Raw genomic sequence first — 20,958 nt, 5'->3', positions numbered from 1 at the left:
TTATGGTAGAGAAAGAATTTGAAACCTTGCAGACATTCTTGCAACAAGGCGGCTCGTTAAAAATGTTGGCTGACGTTGAAGAGAAAGATCTCGATCTTCTGTATCGATACGGAACCCAGCTAATGAACTACGGGGACTACGAAGGTGCCAAGCGAATCTTCTATTTACTAATGAAAATTGATCAGTGGAACTTTGATTACTTCTTTGCACTAGGCACATGCTGCCAGCAACTCAAAGAACACGAAGAAGCGATTTTCTGTTTTGGTCGTGCAGGCATCGTCAAAGTGGAAGACCCTCGTAGCCCTTACTATGCAGGCAATAACTATCTTGCCGTTGGCAATAAAGAGTACGCCATTAAATCTTACAAAGCGGCATTACGCGTATGCGATTGTCACCCAGACGGGGTTTGGGATGAAATAGCCGAGAAGGCCAACAAAGCCTTAGCTCAATTTACTCAGGAGGTGCATCATGACTAGTGTTAACTTCAATACCCAAATGCCAGTAACGGGCACTTCGGAAACTGAGCGTCTTGATAAAAGTAAGGAAACCAAAGCACGTTTGCCTTCGTCTGGAACACCGGGTGGTCTTGTTGATGTAATTGACCGCGAAACAAAAACGGGCGTGGTCAGCTCAGACATAGCAAGTCAGGCATTGCAGCGCGTACTATCGGCATTTCATAAGGGTGACAACGTCACAGTAAGTCAGCTAGAAAAAGCTTCCATGAACGACATGGTTCTTATGGCAGCCAATCTAGGACTTAAAACCTTTGGTGATACAGCGAATGCAGCAGCTAAAGCCAGTCGACTAATGACGGATACTCAAGCCGTACTCCGTGATCAGCAAGTCAAAGAGTTCCAGGAACAGCTCGCTAAGCGAATCGAGCAAGCAGAGAAAGCCCATAAAGGCGGTATCTTCGGTGCGATCTTCGACTGGATTGTCGGTGCTGTGGAAGCCATTGTCGGCGTATTCAAACTGATTGAAGGTGCCGCGCGAATAGCCGTAGGAGATGTTGCAGGTGGGGCATTGGATATGGCTAGTGGCGCGGCTTACCTCACTGCAGGCATTGCCGGAATGGTCAAAGCCGCTGCGGAAACGGCAATTCTGTGTGGAGCGGACAAAGAGAAATGTCAGAAAGTCATTGATGTCGCCGGTAAAGTGCAGTTGGGTGCCGAGATCGTGGGCATGGCACTGGATATCTTCCAGGCAGGCCGAGCTATTTCAGCCACTCGCTCTATCGCCAAAGGCACTGAAACCGCAATGAAAGAAGCCGCACCGAAGCTAGTCGAAAGTATCGGTAAAGGCTCGACTCAAGAAGTCACAAACATTGCGCAGCAAGTCGGTAAACAAGTCTCCGAACAAGTGGCAGAGCAGGTCAGCAAACAGTTGATGAGCGGCGTGAGCAAAGGAGTAGAGCAAGTCGCTGAACGGGGTGGCCAAATTGCTAAGTCTTTAGGTAAAGCGTTCAGTGAAGAGGCGATTCAGCAACTCGTGACTAAGTCGGTAGAAAAAGCGGCAACTGCGGCCATCGAGAAAGGTGCCCAGATTACCGCCCAAGAGATCACTAAACAGGTCACTACTATGGTGCGCAATGAAGTCATTAAAACGGTCATCAAAGCGTGTACCTATACCTCACTTGATCTTATTCGTGCATCAGCCGGGTCTGGCAAAGCCATCACCAGCGGCATTGTGACTGAAGAAAAAGCCAAACTTCAAAAACAAATTGAAGATTTGATCCTGAAACAAAACCTGATGGAGTTCTGCTACGACTGGTACGACAAAGCCAAAGAACAGCAATCCAAAACCATCAAAGATTTAGTTGATAAACAAGGCGACACCTTAGATGGTGCAAGCAAAGTGATCAATGAAACAGGCATGTTACAGGCTCGCATTGCCACATCAGCAGTGTAGCTAAGGGGGAAATTATGAGTGAAGTACAAGTTTCAAATAACGCACCAGTGAATGCAGCAAGCTCTACGAGCTACGACCATGATGTCTCTGGCAGTGAAGCGATGGATGCGATTGCTCAGCTTAACGAACTGATTGTAAAACTGGCAGAGATCTTTAAAAAACTGCGCAACGTGCTCCAAGAGTATAACCAGAAGCAGCAATTGCTTGGATGGGATGTGCAAAAAGCGTCGATGGACACTAAACGAGATGCAATTAAGAGTGCTTTTGAATCTGCAGCTTGGTCCGGTGGCTTACAGATCCTGTCAGGGGTCGTAGGTATGGTCGGTGTGGGTGCAACGTCAAAATTTGGCGAAGGTGCGACACACCTAGGTCAGGCACTCGGAAAAAGTGTTGATGGCGCTGGCTCTATGGTTTCAGCTTCCATTACTAAAGACGCTGAGATGGAAAAAATGGACGGCGAATTCAAAGCAATGAACGCCCAAAACTACGCCAAAAATGTAAACGAACTCAGTGATAAAGCACGTCAAATCTCAGAGCAGATGCGTTCATTGGTCAAAGAGTTAGTTGAACTTCATGGGCGCATCGCATCAGCGGTTCACAACTAATCCGTTCTTTACGTAAACCAAATGTAGGGCACCGTTCATTCGGTGCCTTACCGATGATGGAATATCTCATGACAAATACAAATTTCCTTCCAGTCGACATTAATCAAGTTGCCGAATCCATCCAGGACGTCGTTAACGGGCATAAAACTCTGGCGCAATTAAATGGTGTTGAAGAGTCAGAATTAGATCAGGCATATCAAAGCGCACTGGAGCAATATCAAGAAGAAGATATGTCCGGTGCTCTGACACATTTTACTTATCTGGTGATGAACAATCCTTGGCGACGCGAATACATGTTTGGTATGGCCTCCACGCTGCACGCGTTAGATCAATTTGAACATGCGCTGATCTTCTACGGTTATTCGACCTTAATGAATGCATGTGACGCTGGGGTGACCTTCAGAATGGGTCAATGTTATCTATCGCTGGAAAAGCATTCAGAAGCTGTAGATGCGTTGCACACCTGTATTGAGCAAAGCTTTATTATTCCGGAGCAACCGGAGATTCGTGCGCTTGCTCAGTCATTACTCGATGAGATTACTCAATAACAAGTAGTAGGAGTATTACCATGCCAATAGAGATTTCTTCTCAACAGCTTGCTGGCCTCAATTATTTAGACTTAGAGATGCCGAAATCTTCCCCAAAGCAAGAGGCAAGAAGCTTTGATATTTCACAAGTGCCTTTACAAAGCCAAGCGGATACGGTCGATCATCTAGATTTAGCCATCACACCAGCTCAGAAAGAGTATTTAAGCAATCATGAAACCTCGACGACAGAATCAAAACAACTGCTCGAAAAATCGACGGCTCTCTATGATCAGGCTAAGAAAGCTGGGGTAGACGTAGCAAAATGTACATTCTTTAAAGAGCTGTTTAACGTTGCGATAGCGGGAGTGGGACTAGGGTTGGCTATTGCGGCAACTGTCTTTAGTGGTGGACTAGGAGTGCCACTTGTCGCTGCGGCGGGAGTGGCATTTGCGCTAGCGGTTTCCGATGCAGGCTGTGCAGCCGCAGATTGGTATAGCAAAGCACATGGTGGTGAAGGGCTGAAAATGGGCTCAGATACCATCTCGAATTTAACGTATAAACTGCTTGAAAAAATGGGCATGAATGACGACAGAGCGCAGTACTGGTCCAAAGCCACCTCGGCTGTACTAAGACTTGGGCTGACAGTAGGCACACTATTCGCTGGCACTGTTTCTGTGCCGTCCGTGCTTGGTACCGCTGGCAGTGTTATGTCGACGACTAAGCTAGCCAAACTTGGGGCTGGTGCAGCAGGGGACAAGATACTGGGCTTTAACTTAGACAATACCAAGAAGGCGAAGGAAAAAGCGGACAACGAACTCAAACAGCATAAAGATAAGATCAAATCCCAACTTACAGTTGAAGTGATGTCTGGTGCGACGTCTATGAGGACGTCAGATATGTCTAGCAAAATTTCCGGCCTGTCTACGAAGGTGTCTGGTTTGTCTGATGAGCTGACCTCAGTTAAGCAAGAGCGGGATGATCGTACCCGTGAAGTTCAAGACAAAGACGAAAAACTTCACCTAGCTAGTGAGAAAGCTAAGCAACAGGAGCAGTCTCACGCAATGTTGTTGGCCGCGAAAAATGCGGCTAATGCTTCGTTAAGAAAGGATTTAGAAAAGAGAAATCAAGTCATTGATAACTTTCAACAGAAACTAAATCAATTGATGCTTTCAGATGATGTGAGCCCTGATATTCGTCAACTTGCTCTTCTGCTTCAGTAAACAGTCAACGATAGGAAATCAATCTGGGCTTAGAATAATCTAGCCCAGATATAATCCCGACAGGTTTCTCTAACTCATCTTTGAGCAAAATCATTTAGGATAAAAGTTTACTCATAACCTGAAAATATGAGCTATACAAACATTCTTAATCAATAAGAAGCTCTAATAATAATCTTTATTTGATCTAAATTTTGATGGAAACAACTGAGTTTTACCAATATCTTAAAACTAAATTAAATCAGCACCTTACCTTGCACAACTAAATAGAATATACCAATCTTATTTCATAAGCTCGGATAAGGATTGTGTATGCCCGTTACATCAGTACAAAGCAAAGGGGTTGTAAGGAAAGTCTTACTGCCTTCTTTACTTATTAACCTCTTGTCATTAGCCGTTCCATTAACGGTCCTCCAGATCTACGATCGCATTCTTCCCAATCAAAGTTATGGTACGGCTACACTGCTTTTAGCGGGGGCGACACTAGCCGTAGCCATGGAAGCACTCATACGTTTTGTTCGTACTTGGCTTTTGTCTGCGGCGGCCAGCAATACCGAAAAAGCCACTTACCAAACTTTAGTTGAAAGGGTCACGACTGCATCATCAGGACACCTTCGTAAGCTCGGTGTGGGTGGTGTCGAAGAGGGGCTAGGATCGGTATCCAAAGTTAAGGATTGGTACTCTGGTGGAATAATCTCTGGATTTATCGATCTGCCTTTTGCATTGATCTTTCTGGGTCTGGTGGCTTATATCGGCGGTGAGCTGGTGGCGATACCTGTGGCAGTTTGGCTTGTCACGCTCGGTATTGTTTGGCTGTCTTCTATCCGCGTGAAAAGTTTAAGTGAAGAAGCTTCTAAAGATGAGCAAGAAAGAAAAGCCTTCTTGATCATTCTTAGCCAAACTATTCAGGGTATTAAACGTCAGGCTGTTGAATCTCGAATTTTTAATCAGTTTAAATCGCTCAATAATGTCCGATCTCAATCCAAAGCCAAAGAAGAAGAGCAGAATGCTTTCGCTCAAGAGTGTATTCAGCTTGCTGCGCTTGCGACTTCTGTTTTGTTGGTGATTACCGGGAGCTTGTGGGTATTGGATGGCCAATTGACCACGGGGGGGTTAGCAGCATGCTCCATCTTATCGGGTAGAGCTGTTGCGCCTCTGAGCGCTCTGGTTGGGGTTCGAATCAAGCTTAATTCAATCCATAGTGCTAATCAGGCAATTGAAAAGTTAGGGGACTTGTCACTGCGTGATTCTGATGGTTCTGAGCTGAACTTCTCTGGCTTTGAGACTTTAGAAATCAAGCAAGCCACTGTTGAAAGATATGGTGAACTCGCTAGTGCGGATGTGACGCTAAATAAAGGTCAACTGGTGCTGTTAGAGAGTGAAGATCGCCATACCAACAGTCACTTACTCTCTTCGATAGCAGGGGTTGATGATTTAGCCGCGGGTGAGTGCTTCATTAATGGCGAAGCTGTTTCTATTGCGTCTGTCGCTCAAGCTACAGCTTACTGCGGGGTTAAAGGGCAGTTAGTCTCAGGTACGATTCTGGACAATTTGTGTGGCTTTGATCCTGAGAGAACACAAAGCGCCAATGCTTACGCTGTCCGCTTGGGATTAACCAAAGAAATTACCCGTTTACCTGATGGGTTAGAAACACAAATCGGCCATACAAGTGCCTCTTTGTTGAGTATGGGCAATATTAAAATGCTCAATATTGCGGCTCAATTAGCGAGTGGCAAGCCCGTTATCATGCTAGAAAGACCGGATTCGTCGCTCGACCTCAATGCTCTCGGTAACCTGGTTAAGGTGCTGGAAGAAGAAGTATTGGCAGGGCGAACCATATTGATGGTGAGCTATCATGCAAAACTTCGCGAAATAGCGAGTCGAACAATTAGAGTAGAAAACGGTTCGATTGCCGAAGACAGTTCTACTCAGCAGGAGGTCATTGCATGAATCGTTTAGATGCTAATCGCCATGGCGAAATAGACGGTCAACATGAGCCGATGAACCGACTGGAAACTGAAAGCCTTTCTGTGCTCAGGGAGTTGGAAGTAAATGCGAATATCCAACTGTTCGCGCGCCAATGGGTTGATGAGAACGGAATTGAATCAATAGATGATATGTTTGCCCTGTTTGATAGGCTTGCCTTGCCATATCGCTTGGTTGCTAACCTAGATGAAGTCGGCGATCACAAATTAGTTCTCCTAGTTCTTAGTGAAAGTGAATTGGTTTCTGGTTACTTGGAGTCAAAACAGTTTGTGGCTGTTGATGGCAATGAAGACGTTTCAGAAGCTCCTCAATTTTGCATTGTGATCGAAGGGGCGCCATTGGAGAAGGCTACTCCGGATTGGGTTGGTGAACGGTTACATGCTTTTCGTCCTATCATTCCTAAATTGCTCTTGGTCAGCTTTGTCACCAATCTATTTGCTCTCGCAGTGCCATTCATCACGATGTCGATCTATGACCATGTAATCGGTGGCGATGCTGGGCACGAACTGCAAGGTATTGCCATTGGGGCTGCTTTGTTGTTTGTGATGATGGGCTGGTTAAGAACATTGCGTAGTCGAGTGTTTGCTTCTGTGTCCAACCGAGTCAGCCGCGAGATATCTCAATCCCTTGTGCAGCGATTATTAAGAAATAGCTATGCGCAAAACCAGCAAACTGCCTCGTCTAGTCAGCAAAACCAAGTGATGTTATCTGAGCGTATTTCAGGTGTGTTATCAGGACCACTCGGTAATGCGTTGTTTGATTTACCTTTCATTGCCATTTTTGTCCTTGCTATAGGTGTGCTAGGTGGATGGCTGGTACTGGTTCCAATCGTCTCTTTGGTCCTGTATTACCTGTTAGCTAAGCGCTCAATACGTTCGAGTAGTAAGCGCTCAATGCAATCGACGGTAGCCGGCACGAATCGTCAAAATATGGCGAATGAGTTGTCTTCCAAGCTTGCCTTTATTCGTAGTGCTGGGTTTTCAGAGCACTGGATCCAACGTTTCCAAAAGGCCAATCTGCTTGCCTCTACAGTGACGTTCAATCAAGCGGTTCTGCAAAGTCGATACACCTCGATATATTATTTCATCGGAGTGGGCTCAACATTGGCTGTCATGGGCTTAGGTATTGGACTTATTTTCGAGCAAGTGATGACGCCCGGTGGTTTGATTGCATCAATGATGTTGATTTCCAAAGTGACAGGGCCTGCGCAAGTGCTGGCAAACAGCGCGATGCGTTTTAATAGCTTTAATCAATCTAAGCTGCAGGTAAATCGTATTCTGTCTCAGCCGTCTGAACGTGAATTCAGTTACCAGCATCACCCATTGCCAACGGTCGCTCCGAACTTGAAGTTAGATCAAGTGACTCTCCGTTACCCTAAACAAAGTCGCCCTGCATTGAATGGGGTAAGTTTTGATGTTGAAGCGGGCGATATTGTGGCGATCACCGGCCCTTCAGGCAGTGGTAAATCGACACTAATTGAAGTGTTGTCCGGTTTACTGCCTATTCAAAACGGCATGGTTGAGCTGAAAGGGGTAAACCTTGCTCAGTATGATCCACAGCTTTATCGACACTGGTGTTTCATTCGCGCGGCTTACCCCGACTTACTCACCTTGAGTATTCGAGAGTGGTTAAGCGATGGGCATAAAGTTGAAGAGCAGAAAATGATAGCTGCCATTGATATGGTTGGGGGCAAGCGCTGGTTCTCCACATTACCTGACGGACTGGATACCTCTATCAGCAGCATCCAGCCGGATAGCCTGTTTGACATGTTGTCAGGTACTGTCGCTCAGATCCTCATTGACGCCAAAGCTTTGGTGTATGACTACCCCATGTTCCTAATGGATAACCCGGTGCCTGATGGCCATCCCAATGCTAAACGTGTATTTGGTGAGTTCTTAGCAACGAAGAAAGGAAAAGCAACGGTGATATATACGTCACATGATCCTGACTTGATTAAGCTTGCTGATAAAGTCGTGGTGTTAGACGAGGGGGCTGTGGTTTATGCAGGTCCTCTGGAGCAGCCATCCGAGTCTCAAGAGCAGCAGTTATCTGACACACAAGAGTTACCAAAGCAAAAAGTAGAGTCAAAGCAAGGAGTCGCTAATGGCTAAAAAACCTATCGAGACTGGCAAGCGTTACGGCGAGCTTGTTGAATCACAAAATACAGCTCGAACATTGGCGTTAGCGACATGGTCAGTTGCCTTGTGTGTCATTGCTTTTGTCACTTGGTCTGTGGTCACTCAAGTGGATGAAATCGCTAAAGCAAAGGGGGCGGTGATTCCTGAAGGGGAAAAGCAAGTGTTACAAAGCGCCATTGGCGGCAAGTTAAAGCAAATTCTTGTTAAAGAAGGTCAATTGGTAGAGAAAGGGCAACCACTTGTTGAATTTGACGCTACCTTCCAGCGCACAGCCCTAGAAGAGTTGAAATCTCAACAAGTAACCTTACTTGCGAGTATCGAGCGGATGAACGCTTTGCTAGATGACCGTGAGCCGAATTTTGGAGAATTTGAAATTGATTTCCCGGAGATCGTTAGCCAACAAAAGGCGCAGTTAAATGCTCAAAAAGGGCTCTACTATCAAAAGCGCATTGTGTTGGAAAAGGACAGTGAGCAAATTGCAGAGCAGCTTCGTGTCGTAGAAAAGTCTCTACCTAGCTACGACAAAGAGCTGAATGCGACTAAGCAAGAGCTGAACATCTTGGAAAAAGGCAATAAAGCCGGGAACATCTCTCGTTTACGTGTACTTGAAATGCGTCAAAAGTTGGCCAGCATAGAGCAGAAAATTGAAGAAGCTCGCGGCAAGAAGTCGGTTCTGATTAAACAGGCAGACAGCAATGAGCAAAAAATCGAACAACTTCTTGCAGAAGCCAAAGCAAAAGTAAGTGACGATCGATCCAAAGCAGTATCAGATTTGTCGGCACTTAATGCACGAGTGCGTTCAAGCCAAGCGAAATTGACGAACACCATGTTAGTGTCACCACTACAAGGCTTAGTGCAAAGCCTACCAAGTACGCAGAACGGTGGCGTTATTCAACCGGGTGGCACTGTAGTTGAGATTGTCCCTGTCGGCGGAAAAGCGGATTTTAAAGCTCGTTTATCACCGAGGGATATTGGTTTCGTGAACGTAGGTCAGCCAACTCGAATTAAGATTGATGCGTTTGATTACAGCCGTTTTGGTGCTTTAAAAGGGGAGGTTGAGAGTATTTCACCAACAACAAGCCAAAGTGAACGAGGTGAAATCTATTATGAGGTTGTGGTGTCTGTTGAAACGCCATACTTCCGTGATAACCCTGAAAGCTTTTCTATTCTTCCCGGTATGACGGGAGAGGTAGACATTACGACGGGCGAGAAGTCAGTATTCCAATACCTTTGGAAGCCGATCTATACCAATATTAGTGTTGCATTCGGAGAAAGGTAACTTGAAGAGTCACAACTCTTCTTTGTTCAGAACGATACAAGAAACAATCATTAAAAAGGGAGCACATAGCGTGCTCCCTTTTGTTTTCTTCACTAATGATTAATCACCCACCATTAGTTATTTGGATCTATGTCTGGTAGTCCATCTGCGTCGTTGTGATGATGGTGTTCATCATCTTGGTTGTGGTTATTGGCTGCATCATGGTGTTCAAGTGCATCCGACATATCCAAATGCGTTTGATCGTAATCTGCAGCATGTTGTTGGTCGACTTGTGCAAGCACTATGTCCATGTCAGCAGGCTGATCGTGCTCGGTGGTATTCGATGCATTCGGCTGAATACCTAGGGCATCCAAATAAGCCGCAGCACCAACAGGGTGTTCATGACTGACTTGAGCATGATTATCCAAAGGTGCGTCCGCACTTAACGAGTCGTCTAAAGTGACCGTAAAGTCCTGTACGCTATCTAACGGTGAGAAGTCTGGCTCATCGTGTTGAACTGGCGGTGGTGGTGGAGACGGCGGATTTACATGGCTTTGAATATGTCCGTGCAGATCTTCTGTTGTTACAGCGGTAACGCCTGTTACTGAGTTATGCGTAGTTACCTCTGTTTCAAAATAGTGATGCCCGCTGCTGATTGGGTGTGCGGAGATGACAACCAAATGCCCATTGGTTGGCACGGTGTAACTACCATCCTGATTAGCATTGATGTTATGTCCATTGCTTTGTAGCGTTAACCCTTGTTGTAGGTGAGTAAGTCGAATACTCGAAACCGATTCATCACTGGAAGATAAATGGGCTTGGATATTCACTGGCACTTCATAGTGATCGTGTCCGATAGAAGGGAAGTTAGGTGGCAAGTGACCTTTCAATACCGTTCCGTCACCCAAGATAATATTTTCGATACTTTCTATTTCCATATTACCTATTTTGTCACTGTGCAGTCTTGGTGCATTGTTGCGGTTGTAAGCACCTAGAATGAGCGTATCACGACCACTCCCACCTTCGATTTCCTCGTCGGTTAATCGACCTCCTATATACAAGATATCATTACCACTCTTCAGTTCAGCTTCTTCGTGAAGGCTGCCTTGCACAATGAATATTTCACTGTGCCCATGACCTTCAATCTCATGGTGACCTGACACTGTTCGAGCGGATTGTCCGATGCTATGGGCATAAGCTTGTACTGTGCTTGCGGTAATACCCGCAGTCACATGGTGAGCATTTCTTGTATCGACAGTGACACTGATGGTTGGTGGCGTGTAGGGTATAGGATCGGTGTGACCATTGATGGTCATGACAATCTCTTTCGAAACCTTACCTCCATGTCCGTCATCGACAAGCAATGTGAACCTATCGGTAAGTGTATCGCCGTCGTTTAATGCATCAACTTGAGGGTTGGCATTGTTTAAGTGATAAGCCCAAGTGTTGGTTTGGCTGTCAAATTGAACAGAACCAAATTGAGCACTTTGGCCTGGGTCTACAGTTACGCTAACTGCATCACCATCAATGTCACTTATATCAAGTTGCCCTCTAGCGTTCGGGTTAGTGTCTTCGTTTACTGAGTGACTGCTACCCGGGGTGTGTTCTGAGACAGTAGGTGCGTCGTTAGTACCTGTTATCGTAATGACGATGTCATGCGTTGTACCATCTTTTGCTTGTACGGTGATTGTCTCAGTATCAGTTTGTCCTTGTTTCAACTGTTGAACAATCGTGTGGTTGTTATAGAGGTTGTAGGTCCAATGTCCGTTGCTGTCTATGTGGGCGTGCCCGTATCCTTTGCTTCCCACAATGCCAGCGCCACCTTGAACGGCAATGAAACCTTGTGTGCCATCAGGATCAGTCACACTCAATGTGCCAGAGGCTTGGGTATGAGTATCTTCTTGAGTGCGACCTGTGGAATCACCGCTGAATGTGGCAGGGTCATCGACAGGGGCAATATTAATGAATATAGATCCTTCTTTCGAGTCAGTGTGGCCGTCATTCGCTGTAAATTGGACAGCTCCTAGTCCGTTTAAACCGGCACTGGAGTAGTTGAGTGTTGGAGTGAAGACTAACGAAGAAACATCTGCAGCGGAAACATCATCGCCAACACTCACACTATGCCCATTTAAACTCAGTGTCCCGTGTGCCACATGAGTGATGGTGATATGGCTCAGTGCATCACCATCGACATCGGAATATTTGAAATCGGCTTTCGTAAAGCGCATAGGCGTATCTTCGGGAGAACTCTTGAAGCTAGAACCTACAGTTGGATCGTCATTCACTGCATTGACGTTCAATGTCATTGTCGCACTTGCTGAATCTTGTTGGCCATCATTGGCAGTAAACGTAAAGTGCGCATAGTTGGTACCGTTTTCGTTGTGGATTGGAGTGAAGGTCAAATGACCGGCGTCTAAGTCAGCTTTACTGATTTGCTGGTTGGTGGTTACCGCTTTGCCATTGAGAAGCAATAAACCATTTGCAGGCAATTGGCCAACGGTGATGAAGTGAAGGGCATCGCCATCTTGATCGGTATAGCCAAATTCGGCGGTAGAAAAAGTATGAGTTGTATCCTCATTCGTTGAAACGGAATGGGCAGTGACGACGGGAGTATGGTTATCGTCGGTGCCTTGGATGGATATCGCAAGATGCGCTGTCGCTTGGTTGCCATGGTTGTCGCGCGCAGTGTAGGCGATACTATCGACGAGAGGTGATGAAGTAGAATCAAGCTGCTGAATTACGCTCAGTTGGTTGTTTAAGGTGTAAGTGTAACGACCGTCTGAACTTAAATGGAATGTCCCGTAAGTACCCTGAATGTCACCTGTTGTGGTAACAGTAGTCGCATCAGCATCGTTGCTTAGTAGGTTGCCTGAGACTGGTGTCGTTGAGTCTTCAACGGCTGTGTTGCTATCATCGCTAACGCTAGCGGCTGTGTCTAATACATAATTCGAACTTGCTGATGATTGAGCAGTGACGGTATTGCCTGCAGCATCTGTGCCTGCGACTCGAATTGTTAAATGACCATCCGGTAACGAAGATAAGTCTATGCCAACAAACTCTTGATATTGATGGTCAGGGTGACTAACACTTGTCCCCGTCCCTTGTCTCTGCACCGTTTTCAGGTCGACAAGCAGAGGCGCGCCACCGCCGTCACTGGTAATTTCGAGAAGCGTGACTTCTGAATCCTTAGGTAAGTACACTTGCACCATCATGCCTTGACCATGTTGGTCGACCTGAGCGGAATTCACTCGTATGTCGGTTTGAGTGTCTAAGGTGTAGGTGAGCGATGTAGAAGGAGATACGTTACCCGACACATCAGTCTGTCTAACTTGAACGTTATTAACACCCTCATTTGGAGTGAACTGAGTACTCCAATGCACACCATTGTCAGTAGAATATTCCACTGTTGCACCTTGTTCGATGCCTCCAACGTTCAGATCTCCAACGTTAGTAATATTATCTGAAGAGGAACTCCCTGAATCTGAGGTAAGGGAAACGCTTGGTGCTGTGGCGGTGTTATCCAAAGTGAAAGTTAAAGAACTGCTCGCGGAAACATTTCCGGCAATATCAGTTTGTCTCACGCTAACGGTATTTGAGCCTTGTTGAGGGGTGAAACTCGATGTCCATGTGTGTCCGTTGTCGGTCGAGTACTCAACGGTTGCGCCTGTTTCTTGTCCAGTGATAGTCAGTGAACCATCGTGAGTGATCAAATCAGACGAATTGATTCCTGTGTCGTGGGTTAACGAGACTTGAAGCGGTGCGACTACAGTATCAACATGCAATGAAAGAATGGATGATGTTGCTGGTAAAACTGAAGAAGGAGCCAACGCTTTGGCAGAAAGATTATGATCGCCATTCGATAAGCTGCTTACCGTCACACTATACTGCCCCGAGCCATCAGATACCGCATGCCCAATAGGTGTGGAGCCATCATAGATGGTGACTTGTGAGTAAGGAATATCCGTATGCCCGGTGATTGTTGGAGTGCTGTCTTTAGTGAGGTTATCGGTATCGGAAGTACCAGTATCACTAGATGCCGCTATGTCGACGGTGACCGCATTATTTGGCGGAGTGTTTGTCCCAGTTGGTAAACTTGGCTGTGTGTTCGTTACCAGTGGATTGGAAGGCACAGAGGTTGAAATCGTCGGTGATTGACCTGACACAACTGAAACATGACCGTTGGCATCAAAGGTGATGAACTTTGACGATTCACCACCGTGATTGTCAGCCACTTTGACTTCAAACACATCGGTGCCGTGATATGTGTGTGTCGCCGCGTTGTAACTCATCCCAGCAACCGAACCGTTGGCTGTATACACATACGCGCCTGAATCTGGGTCGACTGATAGCGAACCGAATTGACCTGTTGAATTGACGACAGAGAAGGTATGCGTGTCGTTCACGTCAACATCAGTTTCGGTCAGCGTGCCCGTTGTTGGAGTGGTTTGGGTTACCGATAAAACGGGATCATCATTGGTGCCATTAATAGTGAGAGTAATCACATGTGGCGTGCCATCTTTAGATTGGATAGTGACGGTATCCGTGAGCGTTTCACCTACGCCTAAACTTTGAACTTCAGACTTACGATTATCGATGTAATAGTGCCATCTTCCTTGTTGATCGATTTCTAACTCACCACCAAGTGCGGATCGGTAAGGTGCCCAGTTAGGATGCGAGGGAGCGCTGATCAGCGTGTGGTAATCAAAGCCTGATTCTCCAGCATCAGGGTCGATGGCCGTAAGGTGTCCCTGAGCTTCTAATTTATTAGAGTAGTTGCCTTGTACTGAAGGATGGACATTCCTATCTTCGGTGACACTACCTGTGTCTACACCTGATATGGTTGCAGCATCTCCAACCGCATCGATATGTAATGTGTTAGTTGCTTCTGCAGAGCTAGCATGTCCGTCGTTAACGGTAAATTTAAACTGAACATCGCCGTTAAAGTCGGTGGCTGGGACAAACTGAAGCTTAGCTATATCGGCAGTCGCGATACTTTGACCAGCAGTGATATAGTGTCCATCGAGTACAAACTTACCTTGAGTCGCTGGCGGCAGGTCAGTGATCGCGATTGAGTGCAGCGTATCGCCAGTGTCGACATCAGTGAAACCGAACTGACTGGCCTGCATTTGATAGTGTGTATCTTCCGTGCCATGGGCAAGAGTGGTTGCGGATACGGTTGGTATATCGTTGGTTCCCACGATCTTAATATCAATGACATGATAATCACCGCCAACAGTATGTACGTTGTATTGGACATGCTCCTCTTGCCCAGTTGCCAATTGCTGAATTTGGCTGTTGTTAACGGTATAAGTCCAAGAACCATCTTTGGAAATGTGAAGACCACCGTGCACGCCACTGTTAAATGGATCATGGCGTTTGCCCACATCCGTTGAGAATGCTGCTTGGTCGTGGTCAGGATCGAGGGCACTCAGTTTACCTGATATGATCTCGACGGGCGTTGAAGAGCGATCTTCATACACATCTGGGTTTGAGGTGACGGATATCGTTGCCTTGTCATTACTCCCTTGAACTAGCACTTCAATATGTTTAGTTGCGGTTGAGCCGTCAGTCGATATCGCTGTGATATCAAAGCCTTCTGCCTTTGTCTCACCTTGTTGTAGCGCATTGGCCTTTGAGTGGTCTAGGTCATAATGCCATTGCCCATTGCTATCCACATGAAGCGTACCGTAAGCGCCAACAGAGTTACCTGCGGTAAAGGTGACGGAATCTTTACTGTCGGAATCGTGCGCGAGTAAGGTGCCTGAAATAGAGGTAACCTTGTCCTCAACAGCCGTTCCCAATGCAGCTGCTAATGCGTCAGGCGTATCAATAATCACATGATCATCGGTACCTAAGATTTTGGCTGTCAGCGGGATTCGTGTCCCATCTGCGGTGATTAGAGTGATCGTATCAGTCAGTGAATCGCCGTGACTTAGTGATTGAACTTCAGTATGACTATTGTCCGCACTGTAGCTCCATTTATCGTGGCCATCGGTTGAATGAGTGAAGTTGAAGGTACCGTGGACGCCTGCAAGGTTCATCGCGAAGTTTGCTGGTACCGTATGCTTAACACCGTTGACCTCTATTTGAGTAACTTTCGCTTCCGATGGCGAGTCAATATCCTGAATATCGAGGTTTTTCCAACCTGACCATAACGCATTGGTGCTGGTTCCCGATTTAAGATGATCTTCAGTTACAAAGTTTGAGGCGAGTGTCGGTTGCAGTGTGGCAGCATCATTGCTCGGCAACAGCGTGGTAGACGCGCCAGTATGAGTAACGCCACCATGAGCATCTTTGACGTCATAAGTGAAATGCACTTTACCGTTGAAATTATGGTCTGGAGTGAAGGTGAATGTACCATCCTTATTATCGACGAGAGTGCCGTGATCCGCATGCAGATTTGCGATAGAGAGTTGCCCGGCATCGTTAGTATCCACATCGACAGTATTTGCAAGCAACTCAGTTGTTGTGATGGTTTGTGCGAGATCTTCTTTTCCGCTGTTGAGCTGAACTTCTGAAGAGCAGTACGGACGGTCATTGTCGCCATGAATGGTGATATGAATGTCGTGAGTGGTACCATCAGCCGATTTGACGGTAACAGTATCGGTTATCGATTCACCTTGACCTAGATGATCAATTTTTCTACCCGTCGCGTCTTGACCTATGGAAGCGTAGTAGCTCCAATCTCCGTTACTCTGGAGTATCACATGTCCGTGTGTACCCTGGTAAGTGCCTGTTTTAGCATGGCTCTCACCGGAGTCTGGATCAACGATGCTCAAGTGGCCATCAGTGTGTATTTCATCGTTCCATATTTTACCGATGTTTCCATGCATATGATCTGGTGAACGATCATCGACGTATCCGCCAGACATAGAACCGTCTGGCGCTGTATAGGTATGTCCTTCATGAACATCTCCCGTATCGCGGCCAGTGAACTGTGCAGCATCGCTAACCGCGTCAATATGCAGAGTGTTGGTTGCTTCTTGTGAATCGACATGTCCATCATTCACCGTGAATTTGAATTGAACATCACCGTTGAAGTTCGGGGTAGGGACAAACTGAAGTTTAGCGATATCGGAGGCTGCAATACTCTGACCTGCGGTGATGTCGTGTCCATCGAGTAAAAACTTACCTTGAGCTGCTGGTGGCAGATCAGTGATCGCTATAGAGTGAAGCGTATCGCCTGTATCGACGTCGGTGAATCCGAACTGACTCGCCTGCATTTGGTAGTGTGTATCTTCTGTGCCGTGAGCCAGTGTCGTTGCTGTAATTGTTGGCTGATCGTTAGTACCCATCACCGTAACAGTGATGTCATGAGTATCACCACCACGCGTTCTAACTTGATAAATTACATCCACTTTCTCACCTTGAGCAAGGTGTTGAATGTTGGGGTTAGGTACTGAGTATGTCCAATCCCCGGCTTTACCTATCGATAAATTTCCTCCGAACGGATCGCTTACAGCATGCACATTTCGGCTGTGAATAAACTGCGCCTCTCCTGCATCAGGGTCAGTAACAAGGAGTACACCAGACACTGCAACGGTATTAGGCGAAGTACCTTGAACATGCACATCTTCTTGAACATGTCCTGTGTCTTGTCCCGAGAATGTTGCGGCATCTTTAACGGCAGTCAATGTCATCGTCGCCCCTGCATGGGTAACCCCACCATGTGCGTCTTTTACATCATAGGTAAAGTGAACTTGGCCGTTGTAATCTTTATCAGGCGTGAAGGTATAAGTGCCATCTTTATTATCAAGAATAGAACCATGGTCGGCATGCAGATTGGCAATGCTCAGTTTGCCTATATCATTATGGTCAACATCAATACTATTGGCGAGTAACTCAGCCTGAGTAAGGGTTTGTGGTAAATCTTCTTTCCCGGAATTAAGTTGAACTTCACCAGAAACATAAGGCGCGTCATTGTCGCCATGAATCGTGACCACAATGTCATGGGTAGTACCATCTTTGGTTTGAATTGTGATGGTATCGGTTAGAGTTTCTCCAGCCCCGAGCTTGTCGATGGTTGAGCCTGCGGTTGTACTAACACCTTGGTGTTGCCAATCCGTTTGTCCCGCTGCGACTGCATAGTCCCAGTGTCCATCGCCTCGAAGTAGCAGGTGCCCATATTGGCCATGATAAGAGTAAACTCCGCCCTTGGTATCGAACGTTGCTTCATTTGTATCTGGGTCAACAATTGATAACTGACCTGAGGTGGTGAGTGCATCATGACTAATTTTCGCCATGCCCGGTTGGGCGTAGTCAGGCGACATATTTTTCCCAGCCTGATTCTCATGCACATCACCAGTATCCACACCTGACACCGTAGCTGCATCGTTGGTGCCTGTAATTACAATCTCAAGATTCTCAGTGGTACTTGCGCCATGCTCGTCTGTGACCGAGACGGGAATAGTGACTGTTTGCGTCTGCCCTTTTGAGAGGTGTTGATAGCTGGCATTTGTTGGATCAAAACTATAGCTACCATCCGCGTTAAAGGTTAATCCATCAACGGGTTGAGCAATGGAATAAGTTAGAGTGGCATCGTGGTCGATGTCACTCCCAACCATCTGTCCTGATAACAAAGAACCATCTTCCGTTACAGAGTGGTGTTGGGCGGTTAAGGTTGGCGCATCATTAGTGCCGTGTATGCTCACTTTTATGGTGAAAGGGGTGCCATCTTGCGATTTCACCACACACTCATCAGTGATGGTTTCACCCTCTTTCAGGTTCTGCACCAATGGTTGATGATCTCGGATGGTATAGGTGTAGCGACCATCCTGCATTATCAGGATATGACCACCGAGCTTGGTGTCGTAGCCAATACCTTGATAGGTTTGTGGACCAATATTCGGATCAAACTGAGCCTCTCCCGCATCAGGGTCTTGGATGTTTAGTTTGCCGTCGTAATGCAGTTGGTAGTGGGTATCTATGTAACCACGATCTTCAGTCACTCCCCTTAAGTCTGCATTGGTTTGTGCGTCTGTAATAATCGCGTTATCTGGAGTTGCGGTAAGGTCAAACTTAGCTTGAGTGCTGACGCTACCACCATGGCCGTCAACGACATCATAGGTGAGTCGAATCTCACCATTGAAGTCTTTGTCTGGCGTGAAGGTATAAGTGCCGTCTTTGTTGTCGACCAGGTGTCCGTGAGTGACTTGCAGATTCGTCACATGCAAAACATCGCTACTATCAACATCGCTTGCATGCGTTAGCAAATCAGAAGCTTTTATGGTTAAAGGTTGATCTTCTTTGCCCGCAGGAAGCTGAGTCCACGCACTGACAATCGGTTTGTCGTTGCTACCTTGTACATCGATAACGATTTTATGAGGGACTGTTGCTCCAGCTGAATCGGTAGCGGTGATCCAGAATGATTCAGACTGATGCTCACCAGCCGCGAGCTTATCCGTGGCACCACCGGTCGAATTGTCTAGCTGATAGTGCCAATGTCCATTCTGATCAATCGACAACATTCCCCATTGGCCTTGGGGTTGGTTAATTGCCCACGTAATGGTGTCAGACTTGTCTAAATCAGTTACTCTTAAACTCCCTGCCGCATCGGGTTTTCCTGCCGTATTCAAACCTTGTTCGATCACTGCGCCACTTGAGGTGCCGGAGATAGTAGGGCGATCATTGGTGCCGTTAATGGTGACTGTGATTTGATGTGGCGTACCATCTACCGAATGAACGGTAATCGTATCAGTCGCCGTCGAGCCTTTACCCAAGGCTTGCACGGTTGGATTGGTGTTATCGAGGTCGTAAGTCCATGCTCCATCTTTGCCGATGGTTAACGTACCTAGATGGCCATTAACTTGAGAGGCTTGAAAATGGTCTTCTCCAAGGTCTGGGTCTGTTACTGAAAGTTGTCCTTGTACTTGAGTAGTTAGATCCTCTAAGACCGAGCCCGCGTCCACACCGGTGATAACCGCATTGTCATCGTTGCCCCCAATGGTCATATCAATGGTTTGCGGCGTGCCATCTTTAGTGTGGATCGTGAAACTTTCATGCAGTGAAGTCGCCCCGGTTAATGCTTGAACGTTAGAAAGCGAGTTGTCTACTTGATACTGCCAGTGTCCATCGGCCTCTATGTTTAATGAGCCATATTTACCTGAAATAACTTCTGGAGTGACTGAACTTTCATTTTGGTCAGGGTCAATGACGTCAATTTTACCATTCGCATGCAGCAAGCCTTGTGAATCGATATTGTGATCTTCGGTAACGACCCCTGTTAAATCGCCAGAAATACTTGGTAAGTCTTGCTTACCAGTTACCGGTATCTGAACAACGATGCTCGCGCCATTAGAAAGATGCAACGCAAAGTGATCAGTACCTTGTTGGTGTTGATTCAGCAAGATGTATTGAGGTGAGTTTGGGTTTAATACGAACGTGTATTGGCCGTTTACATCAACATGAAGCTCTCCGTACGTCCCCTTGATCACCTCTGGAATAAAAGTGACTGGTAAAGTTGGTGTAGGGGGCGTGTTTGAATGAGTTGGCTGACCGTTACCTCCTGCAGAAATGGTTGGCATGGAGGTCGAAGGGATGTAATGAACTTGCGGGTGTGAAAGCGTAGATAGGTGGTGGGAAGGAACTAAATGCGTGCTTGCTCCATGAGGGCCCTCACTTCCAGTGGTATTGGGGTTTTCTTGGCGCTCATTTATTTGAGTGCTTTGATGAGTGGCTTCTAAGGGTGCTGCATTTTCTTGTTTATCGACGATGGTTTCATCTGCAACACTGTTTGTCGTTGTTACATCGTTGTCATGGGTAGAATCACCTGACCCCTCGGTAGCTTCTGCGTGCTTAGCTAATGATGGTAAGATCATCATGAGAGACTGGAAGAGTGGGATGTTAACCCTCAGGTGTGAATGCAGCCTGAGCTTCTTCTTTTTTGTTCTTTCTTTTGGCTTTAGTTCGCTGCTTTTTTCAATCTCTATTTTGGTATTTTTTTTATCTGTATTGACGTTGTTGTTTTTAGCCATCTTCTCATCCGCGAATCTTGGTTGCTCTCTGTTAAGTAAAATACACAGATAGGGCTTTCGCTAGCTAATTAAATAATTTTTAAAGAAAAAATTAGAGTTAAGGTTGTTCTTCTTAAATGTGCGCCAGTGTATCCAAATATATTACTAGTAACTATTTAGTGGACGCTTCGAATTATTATTTAACCGATCAGTTTGTGAGCGTATAGATTGGATTAAAAGTATTGGGCAGTCGCAGATTGGTATAGCAAAGCGCATGGTGGTGAAGGGCTGAAAATAGGCTCAGATACCATCTCGAATTTAAGCTAGAAAAAATGGGCATGAGTGATGACCGAGCGCATTACTGGTC

The 20,958-nt window shown here is 46.3% G+C and carries 9 protein-coding genes; 8 read left to right on the top strand and 1 reads right to left on the bottom strand.

Annotated elements, in window-relative coordinates; translation table 11 throughout:
- The first annotated feature begins 2 nt into the window (after positions 1-2).
- The 8 genes from FIU99_RS08250 to FIU99_RS08215 all read left to right on the top strand — a co-directional run bounded on the left by FIU99_RS08250 (position 3) and on the right by FIU99_RS08215 (position 9,660).
- On the top strand, positions 3-476 hold the full coding sequence (locus FIU99_RS08250; RefSeq protein WP_006962242.1) for a SycD/LcrH family type III secretion system chaperone: 474 nt from the start codon (positions 3-5) through the stop codon (positions 474-476).
- Entirely contained in the window at positions 469-1,908 is a 1,440-nt protein-coding gene (locus tag FIU99_RS08245; protein ID WP_006962241.1) for a type III secretion system translocon protein, read from the top strand. The genes FIU99_RS08250 and FIU99_RS08245 overlap by 8 nt, the downstream gene beginning before the upstream one ends.
- A gap of 14 nt (positions 1,909-1,922) precedes the next feature.
- The gene (locus tag FIU99_RS08240; RefSeq protein WP_006962240.1) at positions 1,923-2,513 is read left to right on the top strand and encodes a pathogenicity island effector protein; all 591 of its coding nucleotides are present in this window, start codon (positions 1,923-1,925) and stop codon (positions 2,511-2,513) included.
- Between the two features lie 68 nt (positions 2,514-2,581).
- Positions 2,582-3,061: a hypothetical protein gene (locus FIU99_RS08235; protein WP_006962239.1), complete on the top strand. Its 480-nt coding sequence runs from the start codon at positions 2,582-2,584 to the stop codon at positions 3,059-3,061.
- Positions 3,062-3,081: 20 nt separating this feature from the next.
- Complete coding sequence (locus tag FIU99_RS08230) at positions 3,082-4,260, top strand: hypothetical protein (protein ID WP_006962238.1); 1,179 nt, start codon at positions 3,082-3,084, stop codon at positions 4,258-4,260.
- 309 nt (positions 4,261-4,569) lie between these two features.
- Positions 4,570-6,207 carry an ABC transporter transmembrane domain-containing protein gene (locus FIU99_RS08225; RefSeq protein ID WP_039952400.1) on the top strand — a complete coding sequence of 546 codons (1,638 nt, stop codon included), beginning with the start codon at positions 4,570-4,572 and terminating at the stop codon, positions 6,205-6,207.
- Complete coding sequence (locus FIU99_RS08220; protein ID WP_006962236.1) at positions 6,204-8,354, top strand: peptidase domain-containing ABC transporter; 2,151 nt, start codon at positions 6,204-6,206, stop codon at positions 8,352-8,354. Before FIU99_RS08225 ends, FIU99_RS08220 begins: the two co-directional genes overlap by 4 nt.
- Positions 8,347-9,660, top strand: a complete 1,314-nt coding sequence (locus FIU99_RS08215) for an HlyD family type I secretion periplasmic adaptor subunit (protein WP_006962235.1) — start codon at positions 8,347-8,349, stop codon at positions 9,658-9,660. The genes FIU99_RS08220 and FIU99_RS08215 overlap by 8 nt, the downstream gene beginning before the upstream one ends.
- A 113-nt stretch (positions 9,661-9,773) precedes the next feature.
- Here FIU99_RS08215 and FIU99_RS08210 read toward each other — a convergent pair whose 3' ends face one another.
- The gene (locus FIU99_RS08210) at positions 9,774-20,612 is read right to left on the bottom strand and encodes a VCBS domain-containing protein (RefSeq protein ID WP_152472174.1); all 10,839 of its coding nucleotides are present in this window, start codon (positions 20,610-20,612) and stop codon (positions 9,774-9,776) included.
- Between the last annotated feature and the right edge of the window lie 346 nt (positions 20,613-20,958).

The organism is Vibrio sp. THAF64, from assembly GCF_009363455.1.
Lineage (GTDB): Bacteria > Pseudomonadota > Gammaproteobacteria > Enterobacterales > Vibrionaceae > Vibrio > Vibrio coralliilyticus.
This window is presented reverse-complemented; position numbering and strand designations above follow the sequence as displayed.